Raw genomic sequence first — 15,059 nt, forward strand, 5'->3', positions numbered from 1 at the left:
GATTGGGTGTTTGGCGACTTCCAGTCTCTCAAACCCAACCCGGATGAACACCGGATACAACCTATTGGAGCTTCACAACTAGCCGTTGTCCGGTGTCGAGCCTGGCGCCGGATCAGTTGCTTCGGGGGCCCCGCCCCAGAGGCGCTTTCCGCCCGTGTTCAGGTGCTCCAGATACAGGCGAAGGTCGAACTCCAGGCGATGATAGTCCGGCTCCATGTGCCTGCACAGGGCGTAGAACGCCTTGTCGTGCTCGCTCTCCTTCATGTGCGCCAGCTCGTGCACGACGATCATGCGCAGCCATTCGAGCGGCACTTCCCTGAACAGGCTGGCCACCCGGATCTCGCGCTTGGCCTTCAGCTTGCCGCCCTGCACGCGCGACACCGTGGTGTGCGTGCCCAGCGCGTTCTTGATCACGTGGAGCTTGCTGTCGTACATCACCTTGGACAGCGGCTCGGCCTTGCGCATGAAGTCGCTCTTGAGCTCGCTCACGTAGTCGTACAGGGCGCGGTCGGTCTGCACGGCATGGGCGCCGTCCGGGTAGCGGCTGCTCAGCAGCGCGCCCAGCTTGTCCTCTGCCATCAGCTGGCGGACCTGGTCCAGCAGGGTCGCCGGATAGCCCGCCAGGTACTTCATGCGCGGCGCTCGGTGCGGGCCGCGCAGGCCAGGCCGGTGGCCACGCCGCCGAAGAGGTCGCCTTCCACCAGCGTCACGCCTGCGAAGCTCTTGCGCAGGGCGTGCTGGAACGGCCGCAGCGCCGACGAGCCGCCGGTGAGGTAGATGGCGTCGAGGTCGCCGCTGCGCAGGCCCGCGCGCTTGACGCAGGCGTGCGCGCAGGCAATCACGTTCTGCAGCGGCGTGGCCAGCTGCTGCGCCATGTCGGCGGGCGACAGCGAGGCCACGAGCCCGGCTTCGGCGCAGGACAGGTCGATGGACGTTTCGGCGTCGCTCACCGACGCGTCGATCTTGGCCGCTTCCACCGCGCTGGCGATGCGGTGGCCGTGCCGCTCCTCGAGCACGGTCATGAGCCGGTCGTGCAGGCGCAGGTCGCTGTAGCTGGTGCGCAGGTCCTTGGCCTGGCGCACCGCCTTGGCGGCGTAGAGCCAGTTGATCAGGTGCCAGGACGACAGCTCGAAGAACACCTTGCTCGGCACCTCGCGCCCCTGCGGACCGTGGTGGCGAAAGCCGAACTGCGGCATCACGCGCTCCAGGTTCAGGCGCTGGTCGAAGTCGGTGCCGCCGATGTGCACGCCGCTGGTGGCCAGCACGTCGTCGCTGCGGTCGTCGCGCGTAGCGCGCTCGGGGCCCACGCGCACAACGGTGAAGTCGGACGTGCCGCCGCCGATGTCGACGATGAGCACGATCGATTCCCTGGTGATGCGCTGCTCGTAGTCGAAGGCCGCGGCAATGGGCTCGAGCTGGAAGGCGATCTCGCGAAAGCCGGCCGCGCGCGCCGCGACGCGCAGGCTGTCTTCGGCGCGTTCGTCGCGCTTGGCATCGTCGTCCACGAAGTGCACCGGGCGTCCGATGACCACGCGTTCGGGCAGCTGGCCGAGCTCGCGGCTGGCGCGCACGGCGAGCTCGCGCAGGAAGCGCGCGATGATGTCCTCGAAGCTCACGAGGCCGTCGTAGATGGCCGTCTTTTCCTGCATCAGCGCGCTGCCGAGCAGGCTCTTCAGCGAACGCATCAGCCGGCCTTCGGTGCCCGAGAGGTACTGCGCGACGGCGTCGCGGCCGAAATGGGTGCTGCGGTCTTCGGCGTTGAAGAAGATCGCGGTGGGCAGGGTGGTGGCCGCGCCCTCGATGGGGAGCAGGCGGGCCACGCCGTCGACCCGGCAGGCCACGGCGGAGTTGGAGGTGCCGAAGTCGATGCCGATCGTCGGCAACGACGACGGTGACGCCATGCTCAAGATTCCCTGCGCAGCGCGGGGAACAGGATCACGTCGCGGATGCTCGGCGAGTCGGTCAGCAGCATCATCAGGCGGTCGATGCCGATGCCGCAGCCGCCGGTGGGCGGCATGCCGTATTCGAGCGCGCGCACGAAGTCGTGGTCGTAGAACATCGCTTCGTCGTCGCCGCTGTCCTTGGCGGCCACCTGGGCGTTGAAGCGCGCGGCCTGGTCCTCGGCGTCGTTCAGCTCGCTGAAGCCGTTGCCGAACTCACGGCCGGTGATGTAGAGCTCGAAGCGCTCGGTGACCTCGGGGCGTTCGTCGTTGGCGCGCGCCAGCGGCGAGATCTCGGTCGGGTGTTCCATGATGAAGGTCGGCTGCCAGAGCTTCTCTTCCACCGTTTCCTCGAAGTACATCACCTGCAGGCTGGCCAGGCTGCGCTGCGAGAGCTTGTCCTTTTCTTCGCTCAGGCCGATCTTGCGCAGGGCGTTGACGAGCCAGGCGCTGTCGTCCACGCCCTGGGCCACGCCCTCGGCTTCGGTGTACTTCAGGATGGCTTCGCGGATCGTCAGGCGCTGGAAGGGCTGGGTCAGGTCGACCGGCTTGCCGCCGTAGCTGAGCTGCTGGGTGCCCACGGCCTTTTCGGCGATGGTGCGGATCAGCGTTTCGGTGAAGTCCATCAGGTCGCGGTAGTTCCAGTAGGCCGCGTAGAACTCCATCATCGTGAATTCGGGGTTGTGCCGCACCGAGATGCCTTCGTTGCGGTAGCTCCGGTTGATTTCGAACACGCGCTCGAAGCCACCGACGATCAGGCGCTTGAGGTACAGCTCGGGCGCGATGCGCAGAAACATTTCCTGGTCGAGCGCGTTGTGGTGCGTCTTGAACGGCTTGGCGTTCGCACCGCCCGGAATGGGGTGCAGCATGGGCGTCTCGACCTCGAGGAAGTCGTTGGCCACCATGAACTCGCGCAGCGCGCTCACGGCCTTGCTGCGCGCGGTGAAGCGCACGCGGGCCGACTCGTCGGTGATCAGGTCGACGTAGCGCTGGCGGTACTTCTGCTCCTGGTCGGCCATGCCGTAGAAGTCGCCGGGCAGGGGGCGCAGGCTCTTGGTGAGCAGGCGCAGCCGGGTGACCTTGATCGACAGCTCGCCGGTCTTGGTCTTCATCAGCGTGCCTTCGGCACCGAGGATGTCGCCCAGGTCCCAGCGCTTGAATTCGGCATAGGCCTCTTCGCCCACGGCGTCGCGCGTGACGTACAGCTGGATGCGGCCGGTGGCGTCCTGCAGGGTCGCGAAGCTGGCCTTGCCCATCACGCGCTTGAGCATCATGCGGCCCGCCACGCTGACGGCCACGGCCTGCGCCTCGAGCGCCTCGGGCTCGGTGGCGCCGTGCGCCTCGGCGAGCGCCGTCGCGCGGTGGCCCGGCTTGAAGTCGTTGGGGAACGCGACGCCCTTGCCCTCGGCCTGCGCGGTGCGCAGCAGCTTGAGCTTTTCGCGGCGTTCGGCGATGAGCTTGTTGTCGTCGACGGCGGCCACGGTGGCTGCCGGTGCCGCTGCGGGCGTGGGAATGTGGGGGGTCAGGTGATCGGACATGGGAGGCGGGTGGCGCGCATCAGGGAGCGTGCGCGGGGCTGGCATTTTAGCCCATGGCTTTTCGAATAAAAGCTGGCGCCAGCGCCCGCCGATCCTGCGACGTGCGCTACAAAAAACAGAGCGAACTATTCAGTGATGCCCGTGCGTGCGAGCAGATCGCTGACCAGCTCCAGGCGCATCAGCGGGCTGTCGAGCGTCATCAGGCGCTGGCGCAGCTCGCGCTGCATCGGCACCAGCTCGCACCAGCGGTTGGCCACCCAGCCGCAATCGTCCAGGCGGTACGGCTCGCCGATGGGCAGGCGGGCCGTGGCGTCCTGCGCGCGGCGCCGCTCTTCGAGCGTGTCGATCAGCCGCCGCAGCGCGGTGCTGGTGTGCTTCAGGTCGTCGGGAATGTCGAGCGCGACGTCGTCGGGCACGGCCTCCACTTCGGCGACCCACAGGCCGTGCTTCTGCAGCTCGGTCTGGCGGATGCGAAAGCGCTGCGTGCCCACGCACTCGATCTGCAGCAAGCCGCTCTGCGGCGAATCGAACTCGCGGATTTCGGCGAGGGTGCCGATGCTGGAAAAGCGCTCGGCGTCGGAGCCGGCCTTGCGGACCTCGCTGCCGCTGGTGAGGCTCACCACGCCGAAGGGCACGCCGGCCTTGCGGCACTTGCCGATCATGTCGAGGTAGCGCACCTCGAAGATGCGCAAGGGCAGCAGGCCGCCGGGGAACAGGACGGTTCCGAGCGGGAACAATGGCAGTGAATGCAAAAGGGGTTGTGTCGTCATCGAAGAACCTTGCGTGGCTATCATCGCATTCCGCTCACGGCTGCGCCCTCATGCTCTATCAGATCCCCTCTTTCCTCCTCGACGTGATCGTCGGCCTGCTCGGCGGCGCCTGCCTGCTGCGGCTCTACATGCAGTACCACCGGGTGCCGTTCGGCAACCCGCTCGGGCGCTTCATCTTCGCGATCACCGACTGGATCGTGCTGCCGCTGCGGCGCATCGTGCCCTCGGTGAAGCGCTGGGACCTGGCGAGCCTGATCGCGGCGTGGCTGCTGGTGATGCTGAAGTTCCTGCTGCTGTGGCTGCTCATCGGCAACCTGGGGCACATCGTGACCTTGCCGCTGGTGTCGCTGGTCGGGCTGATGCAGCTGGCGGTCTCGGGGCTGACCGCGCTGCTGGTGGTGTACGCGGTGCTGTCGTGGATTCCGGGCGCGTCGCCGATGCTGCTCGACCTGATCTCGCGGCTGGCCGAACCGCTGGTGCGGCCGTTTCGCCGCTTCATTCCATTGATCGGCGGGGTCGATCTGTCGCCGCTGGCGGCCATCGTGGTGCTGCAGATCGTGGCGATCGTGCTGAGCAACCTGCTGGTCTTTGCCTACCAGCTGACGTTCTGACGGTCTGACCTTCCGCCCAGGCGGCAAGCAAAAAGGGCCCGGGTGCGATGCACCCGGGCCCTTTTTTCGTCGTGTCGTGCTTGCTTCAGCTGACCGCGTCGGCCGGCTGGCGCAGCAGCATGGCCAGCGTGCTGGCGATGGTCTTGCGCAGTTCGCGGCGGTCGCTGATGAAATCGATGGCGCCCTTGGTCTGCAGGAACTCGGCGCGCTGGAAGCCTTCAGGCAGCGTCACGCGCACGGTCGACTCGATCACGCGCGGGCCGGCAAAGCCGATCAGCGCCTTGGGCTCGGCAATGACGACGTCGCCCACGAAGGCAAAGCCGGCACTCACGCCGCCCATGGTCGGGTCGGTCAGCACGCTGATGTAGGGCAGGCCCTTCTTCGCCAGGCGGGTGAGCGCGGCGTTGGTCTTGGCCATTTGCATCAGCGAAAGCAGGCCCTCTTGCATGCGCGCGCCGCCGGTGGCGGTGAAGCAGATGAAGGGCACCTTCTGCTCGATGGCGGTTTCCACCCCGCGCACGAAGCGCTCGCCGACCACGCTGCCCATGCTGCCGCCCATGAATTCGAACTCGAAGCAGGCCACGACCACGCTGATGCTGTGGACCGAGCCGCCGAGCACGACCAGCGCGTCGGTCTCGCCGGTGTTCTCCAGGGCTTCCTTCAGGCGCTCGGGGTACTTGCGGCTGTCCTTGAACTTCAGGGCGTCGACCGGCAGCACTTCCTGGCCGAGTTCGTAGCGGCCTTCGGCGTCGAGGAACGCGTCGAGCCGGGCGCGGGCGCCGATGCGGTGGTGATGGCTGCAGCTGGGGCAGACATTCTGGTTGTGCTCGAGGTCGGTCTTGTACAGAACGGTCTCGCAGGCGGGGCACTTGATCCACAGGCCCTCGGGCACCTGGCGGCGCTCCGACGGGTCGGTTTGTGCGATCTTGGCGGGTAGCAGTTTTTCAAGCCAGCTCATGGGCAATCCTTGGTTCTCGCGACAGGCAGGCCTTCGCGACGATTAGCTCCCCTGGGCCGCGTGCGGAACACGGCCCAGGGGACGGAGGCAACCGCGATTATCGGCCAGCCGCGTTCTTGGGGGTAGCCGCCGGCAGCGCGTCGAGCGCTTCGCGGATGCCCGCCAGGAATTCGCGCACCGCCGGCACCACGCGTTCGCGCGGCTGGTCTTCGATGAGCTGGATGATCCTGGTGCCGATCACCACCGCATCGGCGGCCGAGCCGACCGCCTGCGCCGTGCGCGCGTCGCGAATGCCGAAGCCCACGCCCACGGGGATGCTCACGTGCTGGCGAATGCGCGGAATCATCAGGCCGACCGCCTCGGTGTCGAGGTGGCCGGCACCGGTCACGCCCTTGAGCGACACGTAGTACACGTAGCCGCTGGCAATGCGCGCCACCTGGGCCATGCGCTCGTCGGTGCTGGTGGGCGCCAGCAAGAAGATCAGGTCGATGCCGGCTTCCTTCAGCTCGGCGGCGAAGGCCTCGCATTCCTCGGGCGGGTAGTCGACCACCAGCAGGCCGTCGACGCCGGCCGCGGCCGCGTCGCGGATGAAGGCCTTCTTGCCGTGCACCAGGTCGTAGCGCTCGACCGGGTTGGCATAGCCCATCAGCACCACGGGCGTGGTCGTGTCCTTCTGGCGGAAGGCGGCCACGATGGCCAGCACCTGCTTCATGCCGATGCCCAGCGCCAGCGCCGCTTCGCCGGCCTTCTGGATCACGGGGCCGTCGGCCATCGGGTCGGAGAAGGGCACGCCGAGCTCGATCACGTCGGCACCGGCCTCGACCATGCCGTGCATCAGCTCGGGTGTGATGTCGGCGAAGGGGAAGCCCGCGGTGACGTACGGAATGAGGGCGCGGCGGCCGTCTTTTTTCAGCGCGTCGAAGGTGCTTGCAATGCGGCTCATCACTTGCCTCCCTTCACGCTCAGGCCGCGCATGGAAGGGCGGTCGTAGAAGTCGACGCCCGACAGGTCGGCCACGGTGCCGATGTCCTTGTCGCCGCGGCCCGAGAGGTTCACCAATATCGACTGGTCGGGGCGCATGGTCTTCGCGAGTTTCATGGCATAGGCCACGGCGTGGCTCGATTCGAGCGCGGGAATGATGCCCTCGGTGCGGCACAGATAGTGGAAGGCCTCGAGCGCCTCCATGTCGGTGATGCCGACGTACTCGGCACGGCCGATGTCGGCCAGGTACGCGTGCTCGGGGCCCACGCCCGGGTAGTCGAGACCGGCGCTGATGCTGTGCGTCTCGGTGATCTGGCCGTCTTCGTTCTGCAGCAGGTAGGTGCGGTTGCCGTGCAGCACGCCGGGACTGCCGCGCAGGATCGATGCCGAGTGCTTGCCGCTGTCGAGCCCTTCGCCCGCCGCCTCCACGCCGACCAGGCGCGTGCCGTTGAACGGAATGTAGGGGTGGAAGATGCCCATCGCGTTGCTGCCGCCGCCCACGCAGGCCACGACCACGTCGGGCTGCTTGCCCTCGGCTTCGCCGGGGATACCCGCGGCGCCTTGCTGTGCCGCGAGCATGGCCGGCATCTGGTCGATGCACTCGGTGCCGATCACGCTCTGGAAGTCGCGCACCATCGTCGGGTAGGGGTGCGGGCCGGCCACGGTGCCGATGATGTAGAAGGTGTTTTCCACGTTGGTGACCCAGTCGCGCATGGCCTCGTTCAGCGCGTCCTTCAGCGTCTTGCTGCCCGACTCCACCGGCACCACGGTGGCGCCCAGCAGGTTCATGCGGTAGACGTTGGGGCTCTGGCGCTTCACGTCCTGGCTGCCCATGTAGACCACGCATTCGAGGCCGTAGCGCGCGCAGATGGTGGCCGTGGCCACGCCGTGCTGGCCGGCGCCGGTCTCTGCAATGATGCGGGGCTTGCCCATGCGGCGCGCGAGCATCGCCTGGCCGATCACGTTGTTGATCTTGTGCGCGCCGGTGTGGTTCAGGTCTTCGCGCTTCAGGTAGATCTGCGCGCCGCCCATTTCGCGGCTGGTGCGCGCGGCGTGGTAGATCGGCGAGGGGCGACCGACAAAGTGCTTCAGCTCGTAGTGGAATTCGGCCAGAAAGGCCGGGTCGTCCTTGAACCGGGCGTACGCGTCGCGCAGTTCGTTGATCGCGTGGGTGAGTGTTTCGCTCGCGAAGGTGCCGCCGTAGTTGCCGAAATGGCCGGTGGCATCGGGTTGTTGATAGTTGCTTTGCATGATTTCCGATCGATGGGCCGCAGCCCGAATCGATCGGCTGCGGCGGCTAACTGGAGAAGGACGCGTCGGCGGCTCTGACCGCTGCGACGAATTGCCGGATCTTTCCGGCGTCCTTGAGGCCCTTGTTCCCGGGGCCGTCGATTTCGACGCCCGAGCTCACATCAACGGACAGCGACTTGCAGCGCGTCCGCAGGATGCGAATGCCATCGCTCACGTTTGCAGGTGTGAGCCCACCACTCAAGACGAGGTGAGCGTCGACGGCGGGTGGAAGAAGTGACCAATCGAAAGCCTTGCCGCCACCGCCATAACCTTCGACGTGCGCGTCGAGCAGGATGGCCTGGGCGTGGGAGTAATCGGACGCGTATTTTACGAGGTCGAAGCCGATCCCGGCAGCCCCCAGCGGAATGCGGGCGGCGCGCATGTAACGAAAACGCCCCGGGCCGCTGGATTCCTCGCACTGTGCAGGGGTCTCGTCGCCGTGGAATTGCGCGATGGCGCCCTTCACGAGCGAGAGCGCGGCCATGACCTCCTGCGGTGGCTGGTTCACGAACAGCAGCACCGGCGTGATGAAGGGCGGCAGGCGCGAGGCCAGTTCGGCGGCGCGCGCTGGCGTCACGGCGCGAGGGCTCTTCGGGTACAACACGAAGCCGATGGCGTCGGCGCCGGCTTCGACCGCCGCATCGACATCGGCCTCACGCGTGAGGCCACAGATCTTGATGCGGGTGCGGGACAGGGTGCTGGGCAGGGGCGCGGTCATGGCGGGGGATCATACGGAGCCCCGCCGGCCTGCAGCGTGGCCTCGGCCGGCAGACCCCACTTGGCGTCGTACAACGGGCCCACGAAATACAGGCCGTCCGCGGAGAAGGTCGGGGCCGCGACCTTGCGGCTGCGCGCCTCGAGCACCTCGGAGATCCATTCGACCCGCTCGTCGCCGCGGCCGATGCGCACCAGGCAGCCCATCAGGTTGCGGATCATGTGGTGCAGGAAGGCGTCGGCCTCGAACTCGAAATGCCAGCGGCAGCGCTCGCCTTCGCCCACGCGTGTGATCTCGATGCGTCGCAGGTTCTTCACAGGCGACTTGGCCTGGCAGGCGGAGGCGCGGAACGAGCTGAAGTCGTGCGTCCCGATGAGCACGGCGGCGGCCTGGCGCATGGCATCGCCGTCCAGCGCGTGCATCGACCAGCCGACCCGGCCGGCATCGAGGCTGGGCCGCACCGGCGATTGCGAGAGCACGTAGAGATAACGGCGGGCCAGGGCGCTGGCGCGGCAATGAAATTCGTCGGGCACCGGGTGCGCCCACTGCACTGCGATGTCGTCGGGCAGGAAGCGGTTGGTGCCGCGCATCCAGGAGAAGGGGTCGCGCTCGATGAGGGTGTCGAAGTGCACCACCTGCATCAGCCCGTGCACACCGGCGTCGGTGCGCCCGGCGCACAGCGTGCCGATGCTGCCGGGCGGCTGCGCGGTGAACTTGGCGAGGGCCGCCTCGAGCTTGTCCTGTACCGTGCGGCCCGAGCGCTGGCTCTGCCAGCCCTCGTAGGCCTGGCCGTTGTAACGGATACCGAGCGCCAGCCTCAAGACGCCCGCCTCACGAAATCAGTAACCGGAACAACCAATCGCTCAGCGCAACTCGGCGAGCAGTTGGCGGGCTTGCGACTTGAGATCGCCGGCGCTTTCGGCTTCGACTTCCTCGACCAGCGAGCGGGCGCCTTCGACGTCGCCGATGGCTTGCAGCTCGCGTGCGAGCGACAGCTTGACCGCATGCGGGCTTTCGTCGTCGCCCTCGTCGTCATGCGAGAGACCGTTGGGCCGCGTGATGACCTCAGCCTCCGGCGTGCGGGCCGGCAGGCCGGCCAGCGCGCTCATGTCGAACTCGATGAAGCCCGAGTCGGCAGGCAGCGCATTGCGCAGCATGGCGGGACGGGTGTTGTCCACGTCGCTCAGCGAACCGGGCAGCGTGTTGGCGGTCAGCGCGCCGGGGGCGGTGTCGAAGTCGTTTTCGAGATCGACAGGCAGCGAAGCGTGGCCGTTCGACAGCGGCGCGGCGGGGCGTGCTGCGGTCGGAGCGGGCGCGTAGGCGGACTTGGGCAGGCTGGCGCCGACCGGCGCGTGGGTTTGCACCGGGGCGGGCGCCGGCACCGGAGGAGCGGGAGGTGGCGGCGGCGGTGCGGTCAGGTCGAGGTCGAAGTCCAGCGGAGCGACCGAGGGCACGAAAGCCGGCGGTGCGGATGCCGCGGGTGCCGCTGGGGGCGGCGGTGCCGCCGGCTTGGCGGCTGCGGCCAGGGCGCCTGCGAAGGCAGCCGTTTCGGCGGCGCTGGCGCCACCGCTGCGGGGCGCGCCCGATTCATACAGTGGGTTGCCCGGGTCGAGGTCCTTGCCCATGTCGACCACGCGGTTCCAGTCGGAACCGGCGCCGTTCGTCAGCTTGTGCACTTCGGTGGCCAGGCTTTCGTAGGCGCGCACGTCGCGGCGCTTGGCGTGGATTTCGAGCAGCTTCAGGTGAATGGCGGTGCGGTCCGGGTTTAGGCGCAGCGCTTCACGCAGGATTTCCTCGGCCTGCAGGTCGCGGCCATAGGCCAGGTACACGTCGGCTTCGGCAACGGGGTCCACATCGCCCGCGTCGAGTTGGCTCGGCGAGTACGACAGCGACGAAACGGTGGAGTCGCCGCGGTTCTTGGTGTCGACCGATTCGCCGCCGCTGGCGCCGAAGAACGAGTCCTTGGGAATGCGGCTCTCGAGGAACACGCTTTCGCTCATTTCCTCGCGGCGACGGCCCAGCACGCGGTACAGCAGGAAGCCGATCAGCAGCGCGATGAGCGCGCCGCCGGCGAGCATCAGCGGGTTGTCGAGCAGTTCTTCGAGGAAGGTCGGCTCGGGGGGCGGCGGCGGTGCGACAACCTTCTTGGCAGCAGGCTTCGGGGCTGCGGCCGCGGTTACTGCGGCGCTCGCTGCGCCTGCGGCGGGGGCGGCAGCGGCATCGGTGGCCGATGGCGTGGTGGCAGCAGCAACGGCAGCGGCTGGTGCCGTTGCTGGTGCGGCAGTCGCTGCGGTAGCTTCGGGTGTGGGGGCTGCAGGTGCGGGTGTCGGCGCCGCAATAGGCGCTGCCGCGGCCGGCGCGGGAGAAGCAGCCGGTGCCGGTGTGGGCGTTGCGGCCACCGGTGCCGGCGTAGCGGGTGCTGGCGTTGCAGGTGTTGGAGTCGTCGTCGCGGCGGTGGACGGTGCCGGCACCGGGATGCCAGGCGCCGCTGCGGCGGGCGCTGCAGCGGCAGGTGCCGATGCGCCGGTGCCCGTAGCAGCCTTGAGCTTGTTCAGCTCGTTGATGTTCTTCGACAGTTCCGCTACGCGGTTGCTGCTGTCCTGCGCCTGGCGCGCCTGCGCCATTTTTTCGTCGGCGGCGCGGGTGGAGGCGCTGCCTTGCGAGATGGTGAGCTTGTCGGGTGCGCTGGTCGCGGCGTTGCGATCTTCGACGTTGGCTTGCAGCTTGCCCGAGGCATTGCGGCTCGCCGCGGCGACGTTGGCGGTGGGTGCGTTCTCGGCCAGGCGCTGACGGTAGGAGCCGAAGTCGCGGCTTTGCGCGGTGACGGTGCGACGTGCTTCCGCGGGTGTTACCGCGGCCGCTTCGGCGGCGCTGGGCAGGTCGAGCACGGCGCCCGCGCGCATGCGGTTGACGTTGCCGCCGACGAACGCGTCGGGGTTGGCCAGCAGCAGCGCGACCAGCATCTGGTCGAGCGACACGTCGGCGGGCTTGTGCGCGCCTGCGATCTTGCTGGCGGTATCACCGCGCTGCACGGTGACCTGTTCACCGCTGCCGCCGCCACTGGAGCGAGCCGGTGCGGCTGCCGTGACAGGCGCCGGGGCTGGCGCTGCGACGGGTGCCGACGGCGGCGGTGCCACCGCAACGGGGGGCGCGGCGCGCTCGCGGCGTGCGCGTGCTGCCGGGGCAGGGCGCTCGACGGGCGTGGTGATTTGCGGGGCGATGGGCGCAAGCGCGGCGGCCGATGCGCTCGAAGCCGCCTGGCGCGTGGCCGGCGGATCGAGCAGCACGGTGTAGTCGCGCACGATGCGGCCCGAGGCGCCGTTGGCTTCGAGCAGCAGGTCGATGAACGGGTCGTTCAGCGGGCGGTTGCCGCTCAGGCGCACTACATATTGGCCGCCTGCACGGCGTTGCAGCGTCGCCTTGACGTCGCTGAGCGCCGAGTTGTAGGGAACGCCGGCGCTCTTGAAGGCTTCGGCGGTGGCGATGTTGATCTTCAGACCGTCCGCCTCGCTGGCGGCCATTTCGGTCACGTCGATCTCGGCGCGCAAGGGTTCGCCCAGCGCCGACTGCACCTTCAGCTGACCCAGCGTGAAAGCGCTGGCGTCGGTGCTGGCGATGCCCAGGGCAACAGCTGCCGCCGCGCCCAGGATGGAGAGGCGCCAGCCGTTCGATGGCAGAAGCGGGCGAACGGCCGATGGGCTGGCCGCGGGCAACAGATGTCTTGTCATGCTGATAGGGGCGGCTCAGGCCCAGAATTTGTAAGAGGACGTTAGCACCATCGCTGCACACTGACAAGGCAGTGCGCCTGTTCTACCCAGTGCGCGCATACTTACGATGACATTCAGCGTCGCCATTTAGCAACAAATCATGTTTCAAAAGGCGCCGAGCGGACCATATCAGGCTTCAAGCAAGATTCGCAGCATGCGACGCAGCGGTTCGGCGGCGCCCCACAGCAACTGGTCGCCGATGGTGAAGGCGCCCACGTATTCCGGCCCCATGGCCAGCTTGCGGATACGGCCGACCGGAATGTCCATGGTGCCCGTCACCGCCACCGGCGTCAGGTCCTTTACGGTGGCTTCGCGCGTGTTCGGCACCACCTTGGCCCACGGGTTGTCGGCGGCGATCAGCGCTTCGATGTCGGCCAGCGGCACGTTCTTCTTGAGCTTGAAGGTCAGGGCCTGGCTGTGGCAGCGCATGGCGCCGATGCGCACGCAGAAACCGTCGACCGGCGTGGCGGCGGTGCCGAAGCCCGCGCCCTGGCCGAGGATCTTGTTGGTCTCGGCGCCGCCCTTCCACTCTTCCTTGGACATGCCCCACTCGGCGTCGTCCTGGCTCTTGCCCAGGCCCAGGTCCTTGTCGATCCAGGGGATCAGCGAGCCGCCCAGGGGCGCACCGAAGTTGGCCGTTTCGGTAGCGCTCAAGGTCTGCTGCTTGTGCAGCACCTTGCGGTCGATTTCGAGGATGGCCGACTTCGGGTCGTCCAGCAACGCACGCACCTCGGCGTTCAGCGTGCCGAACTGGGTCAGCAGTTCGCGCATGTGCTGCGCGCCGCCGCCCGAGGCTGCCTGGTAGGTCATGCTGGTCATCCACTCGACCAGGCCGGCCTTGTAGAGGGCGCCCACGCCCATGAGCATGCAGCTCACGGTGCAGTTGCCGCCGATCCAGTTCTTGCCGCCCTTGGCGAGCGCGTTCTCGATGACCGGCAGGTTGACGGGGTCGAGCACGATGATCGCGTCGTCCTTCATGCGCAGGGTCGACGCGGCATCGATCCAGTGGCCGTTCCAGCCGGCGGCGCGCAGCTTGGGAAACACCTCGCTGGTGTAGTCGCCGCCCTGGCAGGTGATGACGATGTCGCACGTCTTCAGTGCATCGATGTCGTTCGCATCCTTCAGCGCGGTTTCGTTCTTGGCCATCGCCGGGGCCTTGCCGCCGGCGTTGGAGGTCGAGAAGAAGATCGGCTCGATGAGCCCGAAGTCGCCTTCGGCCTGCATGCGGTCCATCAGGACCGAGCCGACCATGCCGCGCCAGCCTACGAGGCCGACCAGAGGTTGAGATGCGTTCGCCATTTCCATTTGCCCTTTAAAAAAAGAAAAAATCTGTCTTTTCTTGCCCCCGACTCGTCGAGCCGGGGAGGGGCGTGACGAAGCGGGCTGCGGTTAGCCGGTAATCGTCTTTTTGGTGATTGCTGCTACCACCGCGTCGCCCATTTCGCGGGTGCCGACGCGCTTCGTGCCTTCCGACCAGATGTCGCCCGTGCGCAGCCCGGAGGCAAGCACGTGCTTCACCGCCGACTCGATACGGTCGGCAGCCTCGGGTTGGTTGAGTGAGAAGCGGAGCATCATGGCAGCGGACAGGATTGTAGCCAAAGGATTGGCAACCCCTTTGCCTGCAATGTCGGGCGCGCTGCCATGGCTGGGCTCGTACAGGCCCTGGTTGCTCGAATTGAGCGACGCCGAGGGCAGCATGCCGATCGAGCCGGTGAGCATCGCGGCCTCGTCCGAAAGAATGTCGCCGAACATGTTGCCCGTGACCACCACGTCGAACTTCTTGGGCGCCTTCACGAGTTGCATGGCCGCGTTGTCGACGTACATGTGGTCGAGCTCGACGTCCGGATATTCCTTGCCCACCTCGGTGACGATGTCCTTCCAGAACTGGAAGGTCTCCAGCACGTTGGCCTTGTCCACGCTGGTCACGCGCTTGCTGCGCTTGCGGGCGGCCTCGAAGGCCACGCGCGCGATGCGCTCGACCTCGGGGCGCGAGTAGCGCATCGTGTCGAAGGCTTCCTCGGCGCCCGGAAAGTGCCCGTCCGTCGCGGTGCGGCGGCCGCGCGGCTGGCCGAAGTAGATGTCGCCGGTCAGCTCGCGAATGATCAGGATGTCCAGGCCCGCGATCAGCTCAGGCTTCAGGCTCGACGCGTCCACCAGCTGCTCGTAGCAGATGGCGGGGCGGAAGTTGGCGAACAGGCCCAAGTTCTTGCGCAGCCCCAGGATGGCCTGCTCGGGGCGCAGCGGCCGGTCGAGCTTGTCGTACTTCCAGTCGCCGACGGCGCCGAACAGCACCGCGTCCGATTCCTTGGCGAGCTTGAGCGTGGCCTCGGGCAGCGGATGGCCGTGCGCCTCGTAGGCCGCGCCGCCGACCAGCGCCGACTCCAGCTCGAACTTCAGGTCGAGCACGTCGAGCACCTTGACGGCTTCCGCCACGATTTCGGTGCCGATGCCGTCACCCGGGAGAACTGCGATTTTCATTTTTGTCGTGT

At 67.6% G+C, this 15,059-nt stretch carries 13 protein-coding genes; 1 reads left to right on the forward strand and 12 read right to left on the reverse strand.

Annotated features, from left to right (window positions below; translation table 11 throughout):
- Positions 1–78: 78 nt before the first annotated feature.
- From AB6807_RS00005 to AB6807_RS00020, 4 genes are all read right to left on the reverse strand, one after another.
- The gene (locus tag AB6807_RS00005) at positions 79–633 is read right to left on the reverse strand and encodes a YgjP-like metallopeptidase domain-containing protein (protein WP_371083056.1); all 555 of its coding nucleotides are present in this window, start codon (positions 631–633) and stop codon (positions 79–81) included.
- On the reverse strand, positions 630–1,901 hold the full coding sequence (locus tag AB6807_RS00010; protein WP_116908257.1) for an Hsp70 family protein: 1,272 nt from the start codon (positions 1,899–1,901) through the stop codon (positions 630–632). The genes AB6807_RS00005 and AB6807_RS00010 overlap by 4 nt, the downstream gene beginning before the upstream one ends.
- 2 nt (positions 1,902–1,903) lie before the next feature.
- On the reverse strand, positions 1,904–3,478 hold the full coding sequence (gene lysS / locus AB6807_RS00015) for a lysine--tRNA ligase (RefSeq protein ID WP_371083057.1): 1,575 nt from the start codon (positions 3,476–3,478) through the stop codon (positions 1,904–1,906).
- A 125-nt stretch (positions 3,479–3,603) separates the two neighbouring features.
- The gene (locus tag AB6807_RS00020; RefSeq protein WP_371083058.1) at positions 3,604–4,248 is read right to left on the reverse strand and encodes an LON peptidase substrate-binding domain-containing protein; all 645 of its coding nucleotides are present in this window, start codon (positions 4,246–4,248) and stop codon (positions 3,604–3,606) included.
- A gap of 50 nt (positions 4,249–4,298) precedes the next feature.
- Between AB6807_RS00020 and AB6807_RS00025 the strand changes: the two genes are divergently transcribed.
- Complete coding sequence (locus tag AB6807_RS00025; protein ID WP_116908255.1) at positions 4,299–4,859, forward strand: YggT family protein; 561 nt, start codon at positions 4,299–4,301, stop codon at positions 4,857–4,859.
- Between the two features lie 85 nt (positions 4,860–4,944).
- On the opposite strand, the gene accD is transcribed toward AB6807_RS00025, so the two are convergent.
- The 8 genes from accD to leuB all read right to left on the reverse strand — a co-directional run bounded on the left by accD (position 4,945) and on the right by leuB (position 15,048).
- A complete protein-coding gene (gene accD, locus AB6807_RS00030; protein ID WP_116908254.1) occupies positions 4,945–5,817 on the reverse strand; it encodes an acetyl-CoA carboxylase, carboxyltransferase subunit beta in 873 nt (290 codons plus the stop codon).
- Between the two features lie 97 nt (positions 5,818–5,914).
- The gene (trpA, locus tag AB6807_RS00035) at positions 5,915–6,760 is read right to left on the reverse strand and encodes a tryptophan synthase subunit alpha (protein WP_371083059.1); all 846 of its coding nucleotides are present in this window, start codon (positions 6,758–6,760) and stop codon (positions 5,915–5,917) included.
- Positions 6,760–8,049, reverse strand: a complete 1,290-nt coding sequence (gene trpB / locus AB6807_RS00040) for a tryptophan synthase subunit beta (RefSeq protein WP_371083060.1) — start codon at positions 8,047–8,049, stop codon at positions 6,760–6,762. The genes trpA and trpB overlap by 1 nt, the downstream gene beginning before the upstream one ends.
- A gap of 46 nt (positions 8,050–8,095) precedes the next feature.
- The gene (locus tag AB6807_RS00045; protein ID WP_371083061.1) at positions 8,096–8,806 is read right to left on the reverse strand and encodes a phosphoribosylanthranilate isomerase; all 711 of its coding nucleotides are present in this window, start codon (positions 8,804–8,806) and stop codon (positions 8,096–8,098) included.
- Positions 8,803–9,624 (reverse strand): tRNA pseudouridine(38-40) synthase TruA, encoded by an 822-nt coding sequence (gene truA / locus AB6807_RS00050; protein ID WP_116908250.1) that lies wholly within the window; start codon positions 9,622–9,624, stop codon positions 8,803–8,805. Before truA ends, AB6807_RS00045 begins: the two co-directional genes overlap by 4 nt.
- A 42-nt stretch (positions 9,625–9,666) precedes the next feature.
- The gene (locus AB6807_RS00055) at positions 9,667–12,531 is read right to left on the reverse strand and encodes a FimV/HubP family polar landmark protein (RefSeq protein ID WP_371083062.1); all 2,865 of its coding nucleotides are present in this window, start codon (positions 12,529–12,531) and stop codon (positions 9,667–9,669) included.
- A gap of 168 nt (positions 12,532–12,699) precedes the next feature.
- Entirely contained in the window at positions 12,700–13,869 is a 1,170-nt protein-coding gene (gene asd / locus AB6807_RS00060; protein WP_371083063.1) for an aspartate-semialdehyde dehydrogenase, read from the reverse strand.
- A 90-nt stretch (positions 13,870–13,959) separates the two neighbouring features.
- The gene (gene leuB, locus AB6807_RS00065) at positions 13,960–15,048 is read right to left on the reverse strand and encodes a 3-isopropylmalate dehydrogenase (protein WP_286512940.1); all 1,089 of its coding nucleotides are present in this window, start codon (positions 15,046–15,048) and stop codon (positions 13,960–13,962) included.
- Positions 15,049–15,059: the final 11 nt, after the last annotated feature.

The sequence above is a fragment of the Variovorax sp. RCC_210 genome (assembly GCF_041355175.1).
In the GTDB taxonomy this organism is placed as follows: domain Bacteria; phylum Pseudomonadota; class Gammaproteobacteria; order Burkholderiales; family Burkholderiaceae_C; genus Variovorax.